At 60.5% G+C, this 19667-nt stretch carries 15 protein-coding genes and 1 tRNA gene; 7 read left to right on the forward strand and 9 right to left on the reverse strand.

The window, feature by feature from the left end; all coding sequences use genetic code 11:
- The first annotated feature begins 168 nt into the window (after positions 1 to 168).
- Both I6L40_RS11990 and I6L40_RS11995 read left to right on the forward strand, forming a co-directional pair.
- On the forward strand, positions 169 to 2607 hold the full coding sequence (locus I6L40_RS11990; protein ID WP_216994311.1) for a DNA polymerase II: 2439 nt from the start codon (positions 169 to 171) through the stop codon (positions 2605 to 2607).
- 87 nt (positions 2608 to 2694) lie between these two features.
- Positions 2695 to 2946 carry a DinI family protein gene (locus I6L40_RS11995; protein WP_033115714.1) on the forward strand — a complete coding sequence of 84 codons (252 nt, stop codon included), beginning with the start codon at positions 2695 to 2697 and terminating at the stop codon, positions 2944 to 2946.
- 127 nt (positions 2947 to 3073) lie between these two features.
- Here I6L40_RS11995 and I6L40_RS12000 read toward each other — a convergent pair whose 3' ends face one another.
- The 5 genes from I6L40_RS12000 to dcuC form a co-directional block, all read right to left on the reverse strand.
- Complete coding sequence (locus I6L40_RS12000) at positions 3074 to 3934, reverse strand: DUF2927 domain-containing protein (protein WP_071909940.1); 861 nt, start codon at positions 3932 to 3934, stop codon at positions 3074 to 3076.
- 26 nt (positions 3935 to 3960) lie between these two features.
- Positions 3961 to 4464 carry a M48 family metallopeptidase gene (locus I6L40_RS12005; RefSeq protein WP_071909942.1) on the reverse strand — a complete coding sequence of 168 codons (504 nt, stop codon included), beginning with the start codon at positions 4462 to 4464 and terminating at the stop codon, positions 3961 to 3963.
- A gap of 126 nt (positions 4465 to 4590) precedes the next feature.
- Positions 4591 to 6234 carry a hypothetical protein gene (locus I6L40_RS12010; protein ID WP_071909944.1) on the reverse strand — a complete coding sequence of 548 codons (1644 nt, stop codon included), beginning with the start codon at positions 6232 to 6234 and terminating at the stop codon, positions 4591 to 4593.
- 174 nt (positions 6235 to 6408) lie between these two features.
- On the reverse strand, positions 6409 to 8055 hold the full coding sequence (locus I6L40_RS12015; RefSeq protein ID WP_071909946.1) for a bifunctional UDP-sugar hydrolase/5'-nucleotidase: 1647 nt from the start codon (positions 8053 to 8055) through the stop codon (positions 6409 to 6411).
- An 89-nt stretch (positions 8056 to 8144) separates the two neighbouring features.
- Positions 8145 to 9497 (reverse strand): anaerobic C4-dicarboxylate transporter DcuC, encoded by a 1353-nt coding sequence (dcuC, locus tag I6L40_RS12020; protein WP_033115719.1) that lies wholly within the window; start codon positions 9495 to 9497, stop codon positions 8145 to 8147.
- A 250-nt stretch (positions 9498 to 9747) separates the two neighbouring features.
- Here dcuC and I6L40_RS12025 point away from each other — a divergent pair, with 250 nt between their 5' ends.
- Together I6L40_RS12025 and I6L40_RS12030 are read left to right on the forward strand one after the other, a co-directional pair.
- Complete coding sequence (locus I6L40_RS12025; RefSeq protein ID WP_232097909.1) at positions 9748 to 10158, forward strand: hypothetical protein; 411 nt, start codon at positions 9748 to 9750, stop codon at positions 10156 to 10158.
- A gap of 182 nt (positions 10159 to 10340) precedes the next feature.
- Positions 10341 to 10961: a DUF922 domain-containing protein gene (locus I6L40_RS12030; protein WP_071909950.1), complete on the forward strand. Its 621-nt coding sequence runs from the start codon at positions 10341 to 10343 to the stop codon at positions 10959 to 10961.
- Positions 10962 to 11039: 78 nt separating this feature from the next.
- Here the strand turns inward: I6L40_RS12030 and mnmC are convergent, their stop codons facing one another.
- Positions 11040 to 13058 (reverse strand): bifunctional tRNA (5-methylaminomethyl-2-thiouridine)(34)-methyltransferase MnmD/FAD-dependent 5-carboxymethylaminomethyl-2-thiouridine(34) oxidoreductase MnmC, encoded by a 2019-nt coding sequence (mnmC, locus tag I6L40_RS12035; RefSeq protein WP_192849727.1) that lies wholly within the window; start codon positions 13056 to 13058, stop codon positions 11040 to 11042.
- A gap of 90 nt (positions 13059 to 13148) precedes the next feature.
- On the opposite strand from mnmC, the gene fabB reads away from it, so the two are divergent.
- Positions 13149 to 14360, forward strand: a complete 1212-nt coding sequence (gene fabB, locus I6L40_RS12040) for a beta-ketoacyl-ACP synthase I (protein ID WP_071909954.1) — start codon at positions 13149 to 13151, stop codon at positions 14358 to 14360.
- A 64-nt stretch (positions 14361 to 14424) separates the two neighbouring features.
- Here the strand turns inward: fabB and I6L40_RS12045 are convergent, their stop codons facing one another.
- From I6L40_RS12045 to I6L40_RS12055, 3 genes are all read right to left on the reverse strand, one after another.
- Positions 14425 to 14565 carry a hypothetical protein gene (locus I6L40_RS12045; RefSeq protein WP_216994312.1) on the reverse strand — a complete coding sequence of 47 codons (141 nt, stop codon included), beginning with the start codon at positions 14563 to 14565 and terminating at the stop codon, positions 14425 to 14427.
- 142 nt (positions 14566 to 14707) lie between these two features.
- Complete coding sequence (locus tag I6L40_RS12050; protein WP_033115819.1) at positions 14708 to 16393, reverse strand: aspartate:alanine antiporter; 1686 nt, start codon at positions 16391 to 16393, stop codon at positions 14708 to 14710.
- Between the two features lie 762 nt (positions 16394 to 17155).
- A tRNA-Asn gene (locus I6L40_RS12055) sits at positions 17156 to 17231 on the reverse strand.
- A 133-nt stretch (positions 17232 to 17364) separates the two neighbouring features.
- Between I6L40_RS12055 and uvrB the strand changes: the two genes are divergently transcribed.
- A complete protein-coding gene (uvrB, locus tag I6L40_RS12060) occupies positions 17365 to 19377 on the forward strand; it encodes an excinuclease ABC subunit UvrB (protein ID WP_042030616.1) in 2013 nt (670 codons plus the stop codon).
- On the forward strand, positions 19374 to 19631 hold the full coding sequence (locus tag I6L40_RS12065) for a YkvA family protein (protein WP_071909960.1): 258 nt from the start codon (positions 19374 to 19376) through the stop codon (positions 19629 to 19631). The genes uvrB and I6L40_RS12065 overlap by 4 nt, the downstream gene beginning before the upstream one ends.
- Positions 19632 to 19667: the final 36 nt, after the last annotated feature.

Raw genomic sequence — 19667 nt, forward strand, 5'->3', positions numbered from 1 at the left:
TGGCATCGCGAATACAGCCACCACCGGCATTAGCTGCCACTCTGGCCGAGCTTACCAGTTTGCGGCGCGGCTCGCAGCTTGAGCTTGGTTAGGCCATGGCGGCTGGCGTGGCAATTGCAGCAAAGCACTGTATGAACGTACAATACTCCCATCTCCATGTTGATCCCGATGACTTGCATGACCGATCACCCGTCCATCCCATCCACTACACCGCCGCGAGATGGCTTTATTCTGACCCGTCACGGACGGGATGTGCGCGGCCGTGGCGAGCAGCCGGAACGCACCGAGATTGTGATGTGGCTCTGGAGCGAGCAGGGACCGGTGCGGGTGGTGGTGCCGGGGCAGGAGCCGGTCTTCTTTCTGCCACAGAGCCATATGGAAGAAGCCGCCGAGCTGTTCAAGGGGGCCGGGGTGAGTGGGCGGTTTCGCCGTCTGCCGATGCACACCTTCGACGGCCGCGCCGTAGTGGGCTGCTACTTTGCCACCCTGAGCGCCTTTCACCGCGCCATCGAGCTGCTGCTCATCCGCGGGCTTGAGCACTTCGAGGCGGATATCCGGCTGCCGGAGCGCTACCTGATGGAGCGTTTCATTACCGCCGGCGTGCGCTTCGAGGGGCGCACTCTCAAGAAAGGGGGCAAGCACGGCTACTGGGAGGTGAACGAGGCGCGCTGCGCACCGCAGGCGGTGACGCCGACCCTCTCCTGGGTGTCGCTGGACGTGGAGTGTGCCATGGATGGTGCGCTCTTCTCGGTGGGGCTCTACAGCGAAGAGGATGCACGGGTCATCATGATCGGTACGCCGGAGGCCGATGCCGACAGCTGGGGAACCCGGGTCGAGTGGGTCGCTGACGAGAGCGCCCTGCTGAGTGCGCTGGAGCGCTGGTTTGTGCGGCACGACCCCGATCTGGTCATCGGCTGGAACGTGGTCAACTTCGACTTTCGCCTGCTGCTGCGCCGCGCCGAGCTCAACAAGCGGCGGTTGCGGCTGGGGCGCGGCCACGAGCTCTGCTTCTGGCGCTCATCGCGCAACGACCCCCAGACTGGCAACGTTATTATCCCCGGGCGCATGGTGCTGGATGGCATCGACACCCTGAAAAGCGCCACCTGGCAGTTTGCCAGCTACAGCCTGGATGCGGTGGCGAGCGAGCTGCTTGGCCGTGGCAAGGATATCGAGGATGTGGCCAACCGGGGGGAGAAGATCACCGAGCTGTTCCACTCCGATAAGGAGGCGCTGGCCCGCTACAACCTGGAAGATTGCAAGCTGGTGTGGGAGATCTTCGACTATTGCCACCTCATCCCCTTTGCCATCGAGCGTGCCTCCCTCACCGGCCTTGAGCTGGACCGGGTAGGGGGCTCGGTGGCGGCGTTTACCAACCTCTACCTGCCGCGGCTGCATCGCGGCGGCTACGTGGCGCCCAATCTGCCGGCCGACGGTGGGCTGGCAAGCCCCGGCGGCTATGTGATGGACTCCAAACCCGGCCTCTATCGCCACGTGCTGGTGCTCGATTTCAAGAGCCTCTATCCCAGCATCATCCGCACCTTCTGCATCGACCCCATGGGGCTCATCGAGGGGCTGCAGCATCCCGACCACGCCATTCCCGGCTTTCGCGGCGCCCTGTTCTCCCGCGAGCGCCACTTCCTGCCGGATCTCATCGCCACCCTGTGGGCGGCGCGGGATCGGGCCAAGGCTGCCAGCAACAAGGCGCTCTCCCAGGCCATCAAGATCATCATGAACTCCTTCTACGGGGTATTGGGCTCAGGGGGCTGCCGCTTCTACGACCCGAGGCTTGCCTCCTCCATCACCCTGCGCGGTCACGGCATCATGCAGCAGACCCGGGAGTGGATCGAAGGGGAGGGTTTCGAGGTGATCTATGGCGACACCGACTCCACCTTCGTGCACCTTGGCAAGGAGACCAGTCCCGCACAGGCGGACGAGATTGGCCGGCGGCTGGCAAAGATGATCAACGATAACTGGGCTGCGCTGATCAAGCGCGAGTTCAACCTGCCGAGCTATCTGGAGATCCAGTACGAGACCCACTATCGCCGCTTCCTGATGCCCACCATCCGCGGGCTGGAGAAGGGGAGCAAGAAGCGCTACGCGGGGCTGGTGGCTGGCAAGGAGGCGGGGGCAGAGGAGCAACTGGTGTTTAAGGGGCTCGAATCGGTGCGCACCGACTGGACGCCCCTTGCCAAGGCGTTTCAGACCCGTCTCTACGAAATGGTGTTTCACGACCAGGATCCCGGCAGCTATGTGCGTACCATGGTGGACGAGACCCGGGCCGGCCAGCACGACGAGCTCTTGGTCTATCGCAAGCGGCTGCGCCAGAAGCTCGAGGAGTATCAGAAGAATGTGCCACCCCATGTGCGGGCGGCGCGTCTGGCGGATGAAGAGAACCTGCGCCGCGGTCTGCCCCAGCGCTATCAGCATCGGGGCTCCATCGCCTATCTGATGACCCTTAATGGCCCCGAGCCGCTGGAGTACCGGCGCACCCCCATCGATTATGAACACTACATCGACAAGCAGCTCAAACCCATTGCCGATGCGATCCTCCCCTTTGTCGGTGAGTCGTTCGAGCGGATCTGCGGCCAGCAGCTCGATCTTTTTTAGGGGTCATTTGCCTCTTTTTTTGTCGGGTACTTTACTTTTCAGGAATACTGTATAAAAATACAGTTATTCATCATGGAGAAGTATCCTATGCGTCTGGAAATCATCATCGACAAAAAACATCAGATCCCGACCTCCACCATGGAAGCGCTGCGCCAGGAGCTGCTCAAGCAGCTGGGCGAGAAGTTCCCCGATCTCCATGTCCGCGTCGCCCCGGGCAGCAGCATGTCCTTGACCGTCAGCCGTGCCAGCAAGGAGGACAAGGAGCTTGCCGAGGCTATGGTGCAGGAGGTGTGGGAAAATGCAGACAGCTGGATGCCGGAAGAGAGTCTGGCTTCCTGAAAAGGCTTGCCACTGGTGGATTTGACAGCAAAAACGCAGCCCATGGCTGCGTTTTTGTTTTGGTGCCGGCTCGCCGGGTGAGCCGGAGCTGATGCTTCCCGAGTTGACGCTTGGTGCTGGCTGAAACTCAGAGCCCGGCCCAGCTTTTGAGGCTCTGTTGCTGAACGCGGCGGTCTGCCTCGCTGATCTCGCCTTTGGCGCGCAGATCCTTGATGGCAAGCGGCAGGGCCGCCCGAACCTCGTCGCTGCTCATCCCCGCCTTGAGGGCAGGGTGGTAGGCGAGCTTGAGCAGCACATAGTCGAGGCCGGTTAGGAAGCTGTCGATGCTGTTGTCATTGAAGATGGAGGGAAACACCTTGTCCGAGTCGTTGGGCAGCCCCATCACCTGGGTAAACTCCTCCACTACGCAGTCGAGAAAGCGCCCCTTGGCGCGGCTGTAATCAACCGGAATGATGATGGTGGCACTGCTGATCTCGTGCTGCTTGTTGGTCGCAAAGTGGCCAATGCAGAGCCCCTCCTTGAGCGCGGCATTGACCGAAGGTGCGTTGCCCATGGTGCGCTTGGCCCAACCCTTCATCCGCTGGTAGTCGGTCATGATGAGGGTGAGGTTGGGTTTGCTGGTCACCATGCTGATAGGGTGGCCGGTGATGCGGGCGAGGTGGGCGGCTTGTACCTTGACCACCTCCGCCTGCAGCGGCTTGTCCCCCGACTCGTTGATGAGCTGCAAGCGCACCGGTTGCTGCCAGCGGGTGAAGCGCGGGTGAGCGGTTTCGTGATACTCCCGCTCCATGGCGATGGCCATAAAACTCTCGGTAATATAGCTGTCGCTCTGCCAGCGCTCTGCCCCGTGTGAGAAGAAAGAGCAGAGCATGAACAGGGCCAGCAGCCGGTGTGACATGCCTCGGGGACGGGCTGCGCGGCACAAATTGGCAATCACCACATTGGCAATAACGTGCGGGGCGCTAAAGGGGATAGCGGCAAATGACATGTTTCCTCCTTGAAACCACCGTCAACCTAGCGGTTGGCCTTGTCGATATCGCGCCAGGTGAGCCAGAGCCTCAGATCAAACTCCAGTTGATGATAGTCGGGCTCCATATGCTGGCAGAGCTGATAGAAGCTCTTGTTGTGATCCTTCTCTTTGATATGGGCCAGCTCGTGCGCAACGATCATCTTGAGAAAGGGGGCGGGTGCCTCCTTGAACAGGGCGGCGATGCGGATCTCGTTTTTGGCCTTGAGCTTGTTGCCCTGTACCCGGCTGATGTAGGTGTGCAGGCCGAGGGCATCCTTGATGACGTTGATCTTGCTGTCAAACACCACCTTTGACAGGGGCGCAGAGCTTTTGAGATAGCGGTTTTTCAGCTCCATGGTGTAGGCGAGTAGCGCCTTGTCGCTCTGGATCTGGTGGCTATCCGGATAGCGCTTGGCCAGCATCTCGCCAAGTTTGCCTGCCGCGATCAGCTGTTGCACCTGTGCCTTGAGCGCTTCGGGATAGCCCCCGAGATAGGTCAGTTCCGCCATGTCTGTCACCCGTTACATCCAAAAGTGGGCCATTGTAGTCATCGCGGGCCTGCTTGCCTACCGGTGAGGAGTGAGGGGATGGAAAAAGGGCGGCCAAATGGCCGCCCTTTTACGTCTCTGCGCTGGTTATCGGCGACGATAGAGACCCGGATCCACCTCTTCATAGTGGCTGGTCAGGTATTGATAGAAAGCGAGATGGGAGGGCGAGCTCGGCTTTTTCAGCTCCTCGCTCACCCGATCCGGCTTGGCGATGATGAACTTGGGGTTCTGGCGCTGGATGTCCGCCAGCACCCGTGCCCGCACGTCATAGGGCGGGTTGACGTTGGCAAAGAAGAGATAGGCAGAGGCCGGCTGACGATCGGTCCAGAGATAATATTGCGGCTGGATGCCGTCGACCCAGATCTTGTCGCTCGGGCTGGTCTCGGCCTTGATGCGATCGACCCGCACCTGCGCGGCCGGGTTGAAGGGGCGCCCCTTGAGCGTTCCTTCCCAGGCGTTGTTGATCATCAGCAGCAGCATGGCCAGGGTGGCGAGCCAGGGGGTGGCGCTGCGCACATCCCAGGCGCGCCACAGGGGCACCAGAATGAGTACCGGCAGGGCCCACAGCAAACTGGTGCCGAGCACCTCGTTAACCCGCTCGAGGGACCACTCCTTGGTGCTCCAGCCGAAGACCAGCTGCTGGGCCAGCAGCCAGCTGGCGGTCAGCACCACCAGCGAGATGCAGAGCAGACCGAGGGCATCGGCCTTCTGCTCGCTGCGATCCAGCAGTACCGCCAGCGGCAGCAGAGCCAGCTGCAGATAGAGCACATCGTAGTGATCGAACACATGGCCGGAGACCGAGTTGGCGATCAGGGTAAACAGCACGCCAAAGAAGGTTGCCAGCAGGGCGGGCAGATACCACTCCTGACGGCGGCTCAGCATCAGCAGGATGAAGGGGGGCAGCAGCATCACCAGACCGGTGCGCAGCAAGCCGACGGCCCCCACCATGGGGGAGAAGCCGTTGCCGTAGCTCCCCTCGAAGAAGATGTCGAAGGCGTAGTATTTGAAGGCCGCCAGCAGGTCGTGCTGCTGGAAGTAGCCGTAGAGGGGGCCGCCAATCAGCGCCAGACCGAGCAGGCTGGAGACAAGCAGCAGGATGGCGTCACGCCACTTCTCGTGCAGGCACCAGTGGCAGAACAGCACCAGATACCAAGCACCCCAGAAGGCGCCGTTGTTGGTACGCATCCAGGCGACGATGGCAAAGGTGAGAGCAGCCACCAGCGCCGGCCACCAGCGAAAGCCTTTGTCCAGCAACAGGGTGATGAAGGCCCACTGGGCGATGAGGGCGAGGTGGAAAGTCCAGTCCTCGGTCATGTTGCCGTAGTAGTAACGGGTACCATAGAGGGCCAGCAGTGCCAGCATGGCGCCAAGGCGCGCCCTGACCGAGAGGCCAAGCTGGGAGAAAGCCTGCCAGCTGGCCATCAGCCCAAGCCAGCAGAGCACCCACTCCAGCGCCCAGATCCCGACAAATCCACCCAGACCATACCCCAGTGCATCGAGGGCGAAGATCATCGGTCCCTTGATATCGATCATGTCGCGATAGAGCACGCCTCCTTCACTCCACATTTTGCCCATGACGGCAAAGAGCGAGGCGTCAAACCCCGGCGCCATGGCATGAACGAGCGGGTTGCGCAGGCAGAAGAGCAGCGCCAGCAGACCGGTCAGCAAGATGGCTGTGGGCCTGATGGCCGGATTGACGCGGGGGGGAGTGAAACGGATGGAGTGATTCATTAAATCGCCTGTTCCTGAAGCTGGTCTTGAAAGCGGGCCTATCTTGCCGAGCCCGCGCGGATGATGCAATGGTGCAGGCCCATCCGGGGCAAATATTGTCGAAAAAGAGCGGTTTCAGAGACGAAAAGTGCCTGTCTGCCCGGTGTGAATGCAGACCGGCACATCGATGGGCCTTTACGCCAGGTATTCGACCTTCGGCGGCATGGCCCGCAGGGCGGGTTGATGGCGAGCCCAACGGATAAAGGCATCGGCTAGCGTGATGCCAAGCTCCTGATTGTGCTGGGTCAGGGTGCGAGTCAGCGCGGTGTAGCCCTCCTTGCCGGAGGCGGTATAGGCGCTCGATACCCCGCGATAGACCTGGTCGGACTCCACCGGTTGCCAGCAGTCTGGCGCAGGCTCCCACTCCAGACGGGTAATACGCTGACCTTTCGGCCTATCGGCCTGGTAGGTGAAGCGCACCCCGGCGGTGTAGGGGAAGCTGCCGTTGCCATTGCCGACCACGCCATTATTGGTGGCGTTGTCGATGGCATTCTCCAGCGCTTCCGCCAGCTCGTGGCCGTGTACCCGGTAGAGGGTGAGGGGAATGGCAAAGGGGAGCAGGCGACCGGCGATATCGGCCTCACTCAAGGGGCCCGGCTCCAGCGAGCAGCGCACGCCACCTGCGTTGTGCAGGGCAAAATCGACCTCGCCCACCTGTTCCCGGGCCGCCATCAGCATGGCATGGGCCACCAGCGGTGCGACATGGCTGCCGTGAGGCAGGTTGGCATCCGGCAGGCGCTGATGGGGGAGCGGTGTATCGAGTCTGGTGACGATGCGCTGGGTCATGGTCTCGATCTCCGGCCGGTAGCGCTTGGCCAGATGCTGCTCCAGCCTGGCATCCGGCTCGCAGAAAGTGAGTCCTGCTGGCGGCGTGGAGCCGAACGGCCAGGGTTGCCAGGGGAGCCACTCCAGCTGGCCGTGGCTATCTGCCACGCGGCCAGCTTCATCGAAGGTGAGCTCGCAGACGCCAAGGCAGAGAGCACTGTGGCCCGCGTGCATGATGGCTACGCCATTGTGCATCAGGGGATAATCCCCTTCGCTTGGCAGGCCCAGCGGCGCAAGATCCCCCAGCAGGCTGTGGGTATGGCCGCCAACAATGAGACTGATCTCGGGGAAGCGTTCGGCCAGCAGCTTGTCCTGATCCAGCCCGAGGTGGCTCAGCAGCACGATATGGTGGATCCCTTCGCCCTTGATCTCGCGAATGACCCGGGTCAGGGTCTCGTTCACCCCGTGGAAGCGGGTGTGGGGATCCGGATTGGCGATGGCCGCCATCTGGGCCAGCGTGATCCCGAGCAGGGCAAAGGGGACGCCATCGATGACCCGGCGATGCCAGGGCTGATGGGCGTCGTAGAGGTGGGGAATATCCCACAGGCGAAGAGGCGTATCGGCCGGTTCCTGACTGTTGTCCAGATTGGCCGCGAGCACCGGAAAATCGAGCTGGCGCAGAAACTCCACCAACTGGCCGTTGCCCAGATCGAATTCATGGTTGCCAATCACCATGGCATCGGGGGCCAGCATGGCGAGCAGGTCGGCGTTGGCCCGCCCCTTGAACCGGTTGAAATAGAGGGAGCCCTGAAAGGAGTCGCCGCCGTGCAGAAAAAGGCAGCCGCGACCTGCTGCTGCCGCTTGCGCGCGCAGTTGGGTCAGGCGGGTCAGGATCCGGGCATAACCGCCACACTGGGTGCGCCACTGGGACTCTCCGGCGGGGGTGAAGCTTATCGGCGCACCATCGAAATGGGAGTGGCAATCACTGAAGTGGGCAAGTTGAACCGTAATACTCATCTCGGTCCTCCTTTGGGGAAAAAGAGCACAGAGTCTACTGCAAAGGGGGGGAGAGATACCAGCCCGGCGCAGACCGGGCTGGTCAGCGATCAGGCCGGAACCATGATCTGGGTAGCGACGATCACCACCAGCAGGCCGACGGCCACTGGCAGCGAAGTGCGTTTGACCACTTCAAATGGCGAGAGTTTGCCCATCCCCGCACAGGCGACCACGACACCGGAGACCGGTGAAATGGTGCGGCCCAGGTTGGAGGCTTGCAGCATGGGGATCACCAGATAGGCCGGGTTGATGCCAAGGCTGGTGGCCAGATTGGGGATCAGCTCCACGAAGGCGTAGAAGGGGGCGTTGCCCGAGCCGGTCGTGAAAGCGGCCAGGGTGGTGATCACCACCAGTGACAGCATCATGATCATGCCACCAGAGCCCAGATCCTGGGCGTGGGCCAGCAGGGTGTCGATAAAGCCGATGGTCATCAGACCCTGAGCGAAGACACCAGCACCGACCAGCAGCATCACAACGCCGGCAAAGGCGTCGGCCATGTTGCGCCAGCAGACCTGCAGACCATCCAGCAGCTCCTTGCCGTTGCGCAGGCGTACCAGCTCCAGCAGGCTGGCCAGCACCATGCACATGACGATGATGGTGACGATATCGAGCTGCGGGCCCCATTTGCCGTCAAACACCAGCACCCCGATGATGGGGGTGAAGGGGAGAATGGCGTAGAAACCGGGCGCCGTGGTGATGAGGTCGCTCGGCGCCACTGGCTCGTTGTGCTCGCCGGACTTCTGATCAAGGTAGCGCTGCCAGAAGAAGTGGGTCACCGCCATGCAGGCGATGGCGACCAGCGAGATGGGCAGGGTCAGCTTGAAGGCAAAGTCCAGCAGCGGCATGTTGGCGGCCTGGGCGGCCATCACCACGTCACCCGAGGTAGGTGCCAGAATGATGGCGGCCGGTGAGGCGCACACGGCGGCTGCGGCACCACGGGAGATCCCCATGTTGACCATCAGCGGGAACAGGGTTGCCATCAGCAGCACGCCCAGACCGGTAGCGGAGCTGACCGCCAGCGACATGGCACAGGCCACCAGATAGGCGGCAACCAGCAGGATATAGGGGGATTTGATGATGCCGAGCGGTTTGCTGGCCAGCTTGACCAGAATGGTGTTGGCACCGATGTGGCTCATGTAGCCGGCGAAGCCGCACAGCACCATGATCAGCATCCCCAGTCCGCCGCCACGATCGTTGAGCAGGAAGCGGACATATTCGAAGATATCGGTGGCGATATAACCGGTGCTTGTCACCTTGCTCGGCAGCACCGGCTTGCCCATCAGGGCCGTGACGACCAGCAGCAGCAAGCCGCCGCTCAGCAACACGCCGGTCGCTGAGTATCCTTTGAAGATGGCGCGCCCGACCACCAGAGTGACCAGGGTGCCGATGATGAGTTCCAGCATCTATTCCATTCCATTAAACAAGAGGGGTTCGGAGTCTATTCCTATAGAGGTAATTTGGCGATATGAAACTCGATGCAGTGTGAACCTAATCAACGTTTGGCCAGTTTTGCAGAATTAAAGAAGGGTAAAGGTGCTTTACCCTGAATTCTTGACGTAATAGCCTTGCCGCCCTCAGGTTTTCTTTTGAGGCTTTTGTATGGTTTTTCGTCGTTTGTCAGGTGTTAAACGCTGGATATGGCTCCTTTGCTGGATGTTGCTGCCGCTGCCGGCCGTTGCCATGAAGAACGATGGATTCCATCAGACCGGCCCCCATCAGGCAGTCGCCATGCGGCGATTGATGGCAGCCCACTCCTACGGTGTAGTGGTGGTGGCCAAAGGGCAGATTCCCCGTTATGCCGCGCTGGCATCGCGCATGAGTGAGGGGGAGTGCATGAATCGCAATGGCATCCGGGTGGACGGTGTGGCGGTGCTGGTGATCCCCCGGTTCTATCCCGGGGAGGGAAAACGGGGGCTTTGCGAGCTGTGGCTGAAAGAGGGGGCAGATCAGGACTTTTTTGCCAACCGTCTTAAAAATGATCAGTTCATTCAGATAGATGGTCACGACATCAATGTGAAAAACTACCACCTCAACTGGCTGCGCATCAGTCGCTCTGCCCAATAAAAATACAGATTTGGCCTTGTGCCATACTCTGCTCACGGAACCTGTGAGCGGGCTCTGATTTCTGGTCCATCATTGTGTTGCGCCATATCTTTGGCACACATAGGCTATAGACGTTATCTGTGTGGCGGCGCGTTTCCCCAAGGTCGGTACTTCGCCCGTGCAATCAAGGAAGGTAGTCTGGCATGGTCAGCAAGTTCTATGGAGTGGTAGTGGGGGTTGCGGCGCTGCTGTTGCCCCAGGCGAGTCAGGCGCAGCCAATCAGGCCGCAAGTGGTCCCCGAGTCCCGTATCAATGTTCGTTTTTATGAGGTCAGTGCTGCCCAGTCAGATCAACTGGCTCGGGCCATCGCCCAGAGTGCCCCCAAGGTGAACGGCAAACCCGTGCTTGGCAAGGCGAGTTATCAGCTCGATTGGCAACTGGAGACCGATCAGCTGCAGGGGCTCTGTCAGCTGAGCAGAGTCACCGTCACCACCCGTGCAACGGTTGAGTTACCCCGCTGGCGCCAGAGTGAAAATAGTGGTGAAGGGAAGAACAACGCGGCTGATCCGGCGCGCCAGCGCTGGGCTCGCTTGCTGGCCAGCATGTTCGACTATGAGTCCCGCTTCAAGGAGATGGTTCAGCAAGGTGCCAATCAGGTTGGCGGCGCCATTGCTGGCTTGCCTGCTCACAGCGACTGTCAGGCACTGCGTTATGCCGCCTGGGCGGCGGGGCAGGGAGAGTTGGTGAAGATCCGCAGCCGGATTGCCGATTTTCAGCGACAAACCCGTTATGGCGAGCAACTTGGAGTCCACTGGCCCAAGTAGTCCGGCTAATCGAGATATACACATCACATAGAGAAAGGCCGCCCCTGTGGGCGGCCTTGTCGTTTCGGGGGGTTGGCATTATGCCAGCGCTTTGCCCTTGAGCAGCTTGCGTACCCAGTAGCGGGCCGGGTGGAGCGCTTCCAGCAGATCGGCTGCCAGCGGCAGCGGATCACCGCAGATCTCGCTGGCAAGCAGCTCGCCACAAAGCGGCGCCGAGCAGAGACCCCGTGAGCCCAGCGCCCCCAGCACATAGAGGCCGGGGTGGCACGGTAGGGGGGTGGCACCTTGCTGATCGGTGTGCAGCCCGGCGTAGTGATCCGCCAGGCTTGCCAATCTGGCGACTGGCCCCACTACCGGCAGGTGATCCCGACTGGCGCATCGCACGCCTACCCGAGCCTCATTGCCGCTGACATCCACCTCGCCGGGCCAGTTTTGCTCCGGCAGGCAGGCTTGCAGCCGCGCCTGGTTCTGGCGCTGCTCTTCAGCGCGAAACGCAAGATCGGTCTGGTTGCGGCCATAGCTGGCGCCGATGCAGTGGTGATCGTTATGGGCCGGAGTGAGGTAGCCATCGTAGCAGAGCACGGTATTGAGCCGGCTCAGGCTGGCTGAGGTCGGCACATGGCTCACCTGACCGCGCACCGGATAGAGCGGCAGCTGGGCAAAGGGGATGAGCGCAGGCAGCTTGTGTCCGGCGGCAACCACCAGATTGGGGGCTTGCCAGCGGTGTCCGTCACGGCTCTCGACCTGCCAGCCATCCACCTGTTCGGTAATGGCAACCACCTCGGTATTGAACACCACCTCAAGCAGGCCGCTGGCCTGGGCTTCTTTGATCGCGGCGCGTGTGAGATCTGCCGGGCAGAGCCAGCCGCCCAGCGGGTAGCTGACGCCGCTGTGGCCGCAGGGCAGGCCGACGACCTGTTCTACTTCCGCGGTCGAGAGGGATTGCATCAGCTCGGACGGGAAGGGGCCCTGACTCATTTTCGCCAGCTTGGCTGCCGATTTGTCGTCATAACCGAGCTGGGTTACCCCGCACAGGGCAAAGGCGACGGGATGACGCTCGGTCAGTGCCAGCAGGCGGTGGCGGGCATAGCCAAAGGCAAGCGAATAGAAACGCGACAGCGCATCGTGCTCGCCGTTAAGCAGTGGATAGAGGGCTCCCTGGCGGTTGCCTGAGGCGCCGTTGGCTGGCTCGTCATCTTCACAGAGCAGGGTCACCTTGCGGCCACGCTCTACCAGCGAGAGCGCCGTCATGGCCGAGGCGATGCCGCCACCGATGATCAGCACCTCGCCATCCCTGCCTGCCGGGCGTGCATACCAGGGGGCAATGGTCTGTTGCGGCTGCTTGTCGATGCGATCCCCCGCCAGCATCTCCCGCTTGCTACCGTGCCCTTTCACCTTCTTCATGGCAAAGCCCGCTGCAATCAGGCCGCGGCGCACGAAGCCGGCACAGGTGAAGGTGGCGATAGTGGCGGCAGGACGGGCAAGGCGAGCCAGACCGTCGAACAACGCCTGCGTCCACATCTCGGGGTTTTTGGCGGGGGAAAAACCATCCAGATACCAGGCATCCACCAGCCCCTCTGCGTGGTGGGGCAGTTGCGGCATCATGTCCTTGATATCGCCCAACCAGAGATCGAGCCGGATCCGGCCACTGGCAAAGATAAGGCGATGGCAGCCGGACACTGGAATGGGCCACTGTTCGATGAGGGCCTGGCTCAAGGAAGAGAGCTCGGGCCAGGCGGCCAGCGCCTTGCGCAGATCGCCCTGGGTCAGGGGGTATTTTTCGAAACTGATGAAGTGAAGGCGAGAGCCGTTACCGGTTTGGGGCGCCTGTTCAAGAAAGGCTGCCATTGTCGCCAGAAAGTTAAGACCTGTGCCGAAACCTGTCTCACCTATCACGAAAGTGTCACGATCGTGGTGCAAAAATCGCGCTGGCAGCCGGTTTTGCTGCAAAAAGACATAGCGCGTTTCAGCTAGACCGTTATCATTGGAAAAGTACACATCCCCGAACTCACTGGAGACTGGAGTTCCCGCCTCGTTCCAGTCCAATCGGGCATGATGTAAGGATGTTTGACTCACGTTTTCCTCGGCTCGCGTCACAAAAACGCGGGCATTCTACGTGAAAGCAGACCAGTTTGGCAGCCGAAAGCGGGTAGACTTGGCGCCAGTTTTTCCAGACGAGATGAATTAATGAGAAGAGCAGTGATCACCGGTATCGGCGTCATCTCCAGTATCGGCAACAACAAGGAAGAAGTGCTGGCCTCCCTGAAAGCAGGTAAATCCGGCATCACCTATTCCGAGCAGTTCGAGCAGCACAACCTGCGCAGCCGTGTCTGGGGTAATATCAAACTCGAGCCGTCTGAACTGATCGACCGTAAAGTCATGCGTTTCATGGGTGACGCTGCGGCCTACGCCTACCTCTCCATGCAGCAGGCCATTGAAGATGCCGGTCTGGTGCAAGAGCAGGTCTCCAACGAGCGTACCGGCCTGGTGGTCGGTTCAGGTGGTGCTTCCGGCAAGAACACCTCGGAGTCTGTGGACATCGCCCGTGAGAAAGGGGTCAAGCGTGTGGGCCCTTACATGGTGCCGCGCACCATGTCTTCCACCACCTCTGCCTGTCTGGCGACCCCGTACCAGATCAAGGGGGTCAACTACTCCATCAGCTCCGCCTGCGCAACCTCTGCTCACTGCATCGGTCACGCGCTGGAGCTGATCCAGCTTGGCAAACAGGATGTGGTCTTCGCTGGTGGCGGCGAGGAGCTGGACTGGTCCTCTACCATCCAGTTTGACGCCATGGGCGCGCTCTCTACCAAGTACAACGACACGCCGGAAAAAGCCTCCCGTACCTATGATGCGAACCGCGATGGTTTCGTTATCTCCGGTGGCGGCGGCATCCTGGTGGTTGAGGAGCTGGAACATGCTCTGGCCCGTGGTGCTCACATCTATGCCGAGCTGACCGGATACGGTGCTACTTCTGATGGCTACGACATGGTTGCCCCGAGTGGCGAAGGCGCTGTGCGTTGCATGAAGATGGCGATGCAGGGTGTCGGCAAGGTTGATTACATCAACACCCACGGTACCTCCACCCCGGTTGGCGATACCAAGGAGCTGGAAGCCATCCAGACTCTGTTTGGCGCCAACGGCCCCAAGATCTCCGCCACCAAGGCGATGACCGGTCATGCACTGGGCGCTGCCGGCGTGCACGAGGCTGTCTACTCCCTGCTGATGATGGAACACGGCTTTATCGCCCCCAGCATCAACATCGAGACTCTGGACGAGAAAGCGGAAGGTCTGCCCATCGTGCGCGAGTACGAAGAGGCCGAGCTCAACACCGTCATGTCCAACAGCTTCGGCTTTGGCGGTACCAACGCCTCCCTGGTGTTCAGCAAGTTCAAAGCCTGATCATCCGGTTGATATGAAAAAAGCGCCTCAGGGCGCTTTTTTTGTTTCCGTGATCTGCCATCACTCATTGCAGAGCAGAGCAGAGCAGAGCAGAGCAGAGCAGAGCAGAGCAGAGCAGAGCAGAGCAGAGCAGAGCAGAGCAGAGCAGAGCAGAGCAGAGCAGAGCAGAGCAGAGCAGAGCAGAGCAGAGCAGAGCGTCAACCATTGTAGGATAGGGGGCAGACAGCGTAGATGGTTGGAGTCAGGTGAGATCACACCAATGAGCCTGCTCCGCGTCTTGGGAGAAAATCAGATAGCAAGAAGGGAGCCTGAGGCTCCCTTCTTTGTTAGCGGTAACATGATGGCTGCTAGAACCAGAAGCCGATGATAAAGGAGCCTGCCAGCGTCAGCATCACGTTGGCCACCGCATAGGTTCCTGCGTAGCCAAGCGCCGGAATGGAGCTGTTGGCGGCCTCGTTGACCACATCCATGGCGGGGGCGCAGGTACGGGCACCTGTGATGGCGCCAAGCAGCAGCGCCGGGTTCATCTTCAATACCCAGACCCCGAACAGGTAGCCGACAAGTACCGGCAGGGTGGTGACCAGCATACCGGAGAAGAGTACCACGGCACCCACTTCGCTCAGGTGATCCAGAATGCCGCCACCCGCCTTGAGACCGGTGCTCACCATAAAGACCGCCAGACCAAGATCCTTGGCCAGTCGCAGGGCGCCCGGGGGCACGTAGCCGACCGTAGGGTGGTTGGCCCGCAGATACCCCATCAGAATGCCTGCCAGCAGCAGACCGACCGCGTTGCCGAGGCCAAATTCAATCTGGCCGAACACCAGCGAGACGGAACCGATCAGCAGCCCCAGCACGAAGAAGGTGGTGAAGGCCACCAGATCCGTGGTCTGGCTGTGGATACTGATAAAGCCGATCTTGTTGGCCAGCAGTTTTACCCGCTGTTTTTCGCCGCTGATCTGAAGCACGTCGCCTTTTTGCAGCATGATGTTGCGATCGAACGGCATCTCGATTTGGGAACGCACCACCCGGTTGAGGAAGCACCCCTTCTCGGTCAGGTTGAGTTCCACCAGATGACGACCCACCACGGAGTCGTTCTTTACCACGATCTCTTCGGTGACGATCTGCAGGTCGAGCAGGTTGCGATCAAACACCTCTTTACCGTTGCGGTAGTTGACGTCCAGCTTCTCGTGGCTTTCGGGATAGCCCACCAGCGCGATCTCGTCCCCTTCCTGAATGACGGCATCGCCATCGGGACTGGCGAGAATGCCGTTGCGGCGGATCCGCTCCACATAGCAGCCGGTGTGGGGATAGATGCCGGTCTCACGCAGGGTGCGGCCGCCAATCCATGCTGCCAGCTCGGGGCCAACCCGATAGGCGCGGATGATGGGCAGGTAGGTCTTGCGACTGTCGCTGTCGGAGAGACCCCGCTCACGGGCAATTTTTTGCGCCTCGGTGTTGAGATCGAGCCGTGCCAGCGACGGCAGGTAGCGCACTACCAGCATCAGGCCGACCAGACCCACCAGATAGGTCAGGGCGTAGCCGATGCCCATGTTGTCGAGCACCGCCTGCATATCGGTCTGATGGGGCAGGTTGAGCAGGCCACTGCGCAGGGCATCCTGGGCACCGACCAGCGCAGGGGTCGAGGTGAGCGATCCCGCCAGAATGCCAGCCGCCATCCCGGGCCCCAGATTGAAGAACTTGGCCAGCCCTACCGTCAGGAAGAGAGCGGTCAGCAGGATCACCAGGGTCAGGGTGATGTAGTGGATGCCATCGCGCAGGAAGACGCTGAAGAAGTGGGGCCCGGCTTCGATCCCCACGCAGAAGATGAAGAGCATGAAGCCGACATTCTCGGTCGTGGCGGTGAACTCGAAGCCCATCTGGCCAAACAGCAGGGCGGTAAACAGCACACCTATGGTGTTGCCAATCTGAAAGTTGCCAATCCGTACCTTGCCAAGCAGCAGGCCAAAAGCCAGCACCACGAAGAGCAGCAGGGAGTCGCTTTGATGTAGCAGTGTCACAAAGTCTATGGTCATGCCCGGAAAAACCGAGGAAAAAAGTGGGGCCGATATTGTGCCGGATCTATCCCCAATAAAGAAGCGCAAGGGGCCGATTAATCGAAAGGGATCTCGCACTATTTCGAGGCGATAGGGGGGCAAGGGGGAAAAAGAGGGAGCTTATTGCTGTGCCCCCCAGTGTCAATTAGTGAAAAATGCTGGTGGCCTCGCTTAGGGGATGGCAGAGGTAAAAACTTTAGATTCTGCTGCCACAACGCTTGATCGAGATCAGTTTCAGAAGATTCAACCAGCGGGATCAGCGGGTGGGCACGAGGTGAAACAGGGGATGATTTGCCCGTTCGCCCAGCCTGACTGGCCTGGCAAAAAGATATCTCGAGAAAGGTTCAAAAGACCCCTTTTGCGCCACTGACCAGAGATGCGTAAAAACAGCATAAAATCAGGTTTCGCTGCAAAACCGCTCCTGAAAAGCCGGGGTTGCCAGCTATCCCGCGTCCCGACAGGGATTGCGGCAGTTACCCACAGAATCTGTGGATAACCCTGTTCATGAATCTTGTTCATCGGCCGGAAAGCCGCGTCACGACTGGGCTGCAAGTGCTGTTCAAAAAATACCGCAGAAAAAAACTTGCTATAAAAATCAAATAGTTAGATATGACAGAAGAAAACTCTGCTAGGGGGAGCGCGGGAGGAAACGGGAAACGGATCCGCAAACGGGATCTTGTGCATTAAAAAAAGCTGGGGAGGGCACTAAAGTGGATAACTTGCACCGATATGGTGAGGAATTGGCTCCCCCGACTGGACTTGAACCAGTGACATACGGATTAACAGTCCGCCGTTCTACCGACTGAACTACGGGGGAACATCAGGCAAGGAGGGGCATCATACAGAAGGCGCCGGAGAGGGTCAAGCCGTTCGCGCCACCGCAAGCGAGTGTACCGCCGGGGAGCACTCGGTTACACTGCGCTACTTGCTGTTTTGTGTCGGGAGTCTTCATGAGCAAACTGTTCAAACTAGCCAGCCAGTTTCAACCTGCCGGGGATCAGCCCGCTGCAATAGCCAGGCTGCTCGATGGTATCGAGTCAGGGCTGGCCCACCAGACCCTGCTCGGGGTGACCGGTTCAGGCAAGACCTTCACCATGGCCAATGTCATCGCCACCCTCAATCGCCCGACCATGATTTTGGCCCCCAACAAGACCTTGGCCGCCCAGCTCTACGGCGAGATGAAGGAGTTCTTCCCCGACAATGCGGTGGAGTATTTCGTCTCCTATTACGACTACTACCAGCCCGAAGCCTATGTGCCGACCACCGATACCTTCATCGAGAAGGATGCCTCCATCAACGATCACATCGAGCAGATGCGATTGTCGGCCACCAAGGCGCTGCTGGAGCGGCGCGACGTGGTGATCGTCGCCTCGGTGTCGGCCATCTATGGTCTGGGGGATCCGCAGGCCTACCTCAGCATGATGCTGCATCTGAAAGTGGGGGATGTGATCAACCAGCGGGATATCCTGCGCCGGCTCGCCGAGCTGCAGTACACCCGCAACGACATGGCTTTCCAGCGTGGCACCTTCCGGGTACGCGGCGAGGTGATCGACATCTACCCCGCCGAATCGGACAAGCTGGCCCTGCGGGTGGAGCTGTTTGACGAGGAGGTGGAGCGCCTCTCCCTCTTCGACCCGCTGACCGGCGCCATCGAGCAGACGGTGGTGCGCTACACCATCTATCCCAAGACCCACTATGCCACTCCGCGCGAGACTATCCTCGGTGCCATCGAGCACATCAAGGAGGAGCTCAGAGGGCGTCGCGAGCAGCTGATGTCACTCAACAAGCTGGTGGAGGAGCAGCGCATCAGCCAGCGTACCCAGTTCGATATGGAGATGATGCAGGAGCTGGGTTACTGCTCCGGGATCGAGAACTACAGTCGCTACCTTTCTGGCCGCGCGCCGGGGGAGCCGCCGCCCACCCTGTTTGATTACCTGCCGGGGGATGGCCTGCTCATCATCGACGAGTCCCACGTCACGGTGCCGCAGATCGGCGCCATGTTCAAAGGGGACCGCTCCCGCAAGGAGACCCTGGTGGAGTACGGTTTCCGGCTCCCCTCGGCGCTCGACAACCGGCCGCTCAAGTTCGACGAATTTGAGGCGCTGATGCCGCAGACGGTGTTTGTCTCGGCGACCCCCGGCCCCTACGAGCTGGAGAAATCCGGTGGCGATGTGGTGCAGCAGGTGGTGCGTCCCACCGGTCTGCTCGATCCCGAGGTGGAAGTACGGCCGGTCAGCACCCAGGTGGACGATCTGCTCTCCGAGATCCGCAAGCGGGTTGCCGTGGAGGAGCGGGTGCTGGTCACCACCCTGACCAAGCGAATGGCTGAGGATCTGACCGAATATCTGGCGGAGCACGGGGTCAAGGTGCGTTACTTGCACTCCGACATCGATACCGTGGAGCGGGTGGAGATTATCCGCGATCTGCGCCTCGGCAAGTTTGACGTGCTGGTGGGGATCAACCTGTTGCGGGAAGGTCTCGACATGCCGGAAGTATCGCTGGTGGCGATTCTCGATGCGGATAAAGAGGGCTTCCTGCGCTCCACCCGTTCGCTGATCCAGACCATAGGCCGGGCGGCGCGCAACCTCAACGGCAAGGTCATCCTCTACGGCGATACCATTACCAACTCCATGCAGGTGGCGATCGAGGAGACCGAGCGACGCCGTGCCCTGCAGCATGCCCACAACCTCAAGCACGGCATCGTGCCCAAGGGGCTCAACAAGTCGGTGGGGGATGTGATGGACATGGGGGGAAGCCGTCCCACCGGCAAACCGGGCAAAGGGAGCCGCAAGGCCGCCGAGCCGCAAGGGGAGTACCATGCCCGCTCTGCCAGCGAGATTGCCAAAGAGATCAAACGGATGGAGGAGCAGATGTTCCAGCATGCGCGGGATCTGGAGTTCGAGCAGGCGGCCGCACTGCGGGATCAGATCCAGCGGTTGCGCAGCGAGCTGATAGAGTCATGAGCACCAGACGCGGATTGCTCTGGCGGCGAGTACGCCGCCTCTATCAGGGCTTTCGCCATCCCGGTACCCCCTGGTGGGCCAAGGGGCTGGTGATCCTTATCCTGCTTTACGGCATCAGTCCGGTAGATCTGGTGCCGGACATGATCCCGCTTTTTGGCTGGCTCGACGATGCGACCCTGCTGCTAATTCTGCTGTGGGGTTGGGAGCGTTGCCTGCCGCAGCAGGTGCGCCACGAGCTGGAGGTAAAGCAGTAAGTCACACTCTCTGTCACCATTTTCCCGCTTGCTGGA

This window comes from Aeromonas sp. FDAARGOS 1410, from assembly GCF_019048745.1.
GTDB lineage: Bacteria > Pseudomonadota > Gammaproteobacteria > Enterobacterales > Aeromonadaceae > Aeromonas > Aeromonas jandaei.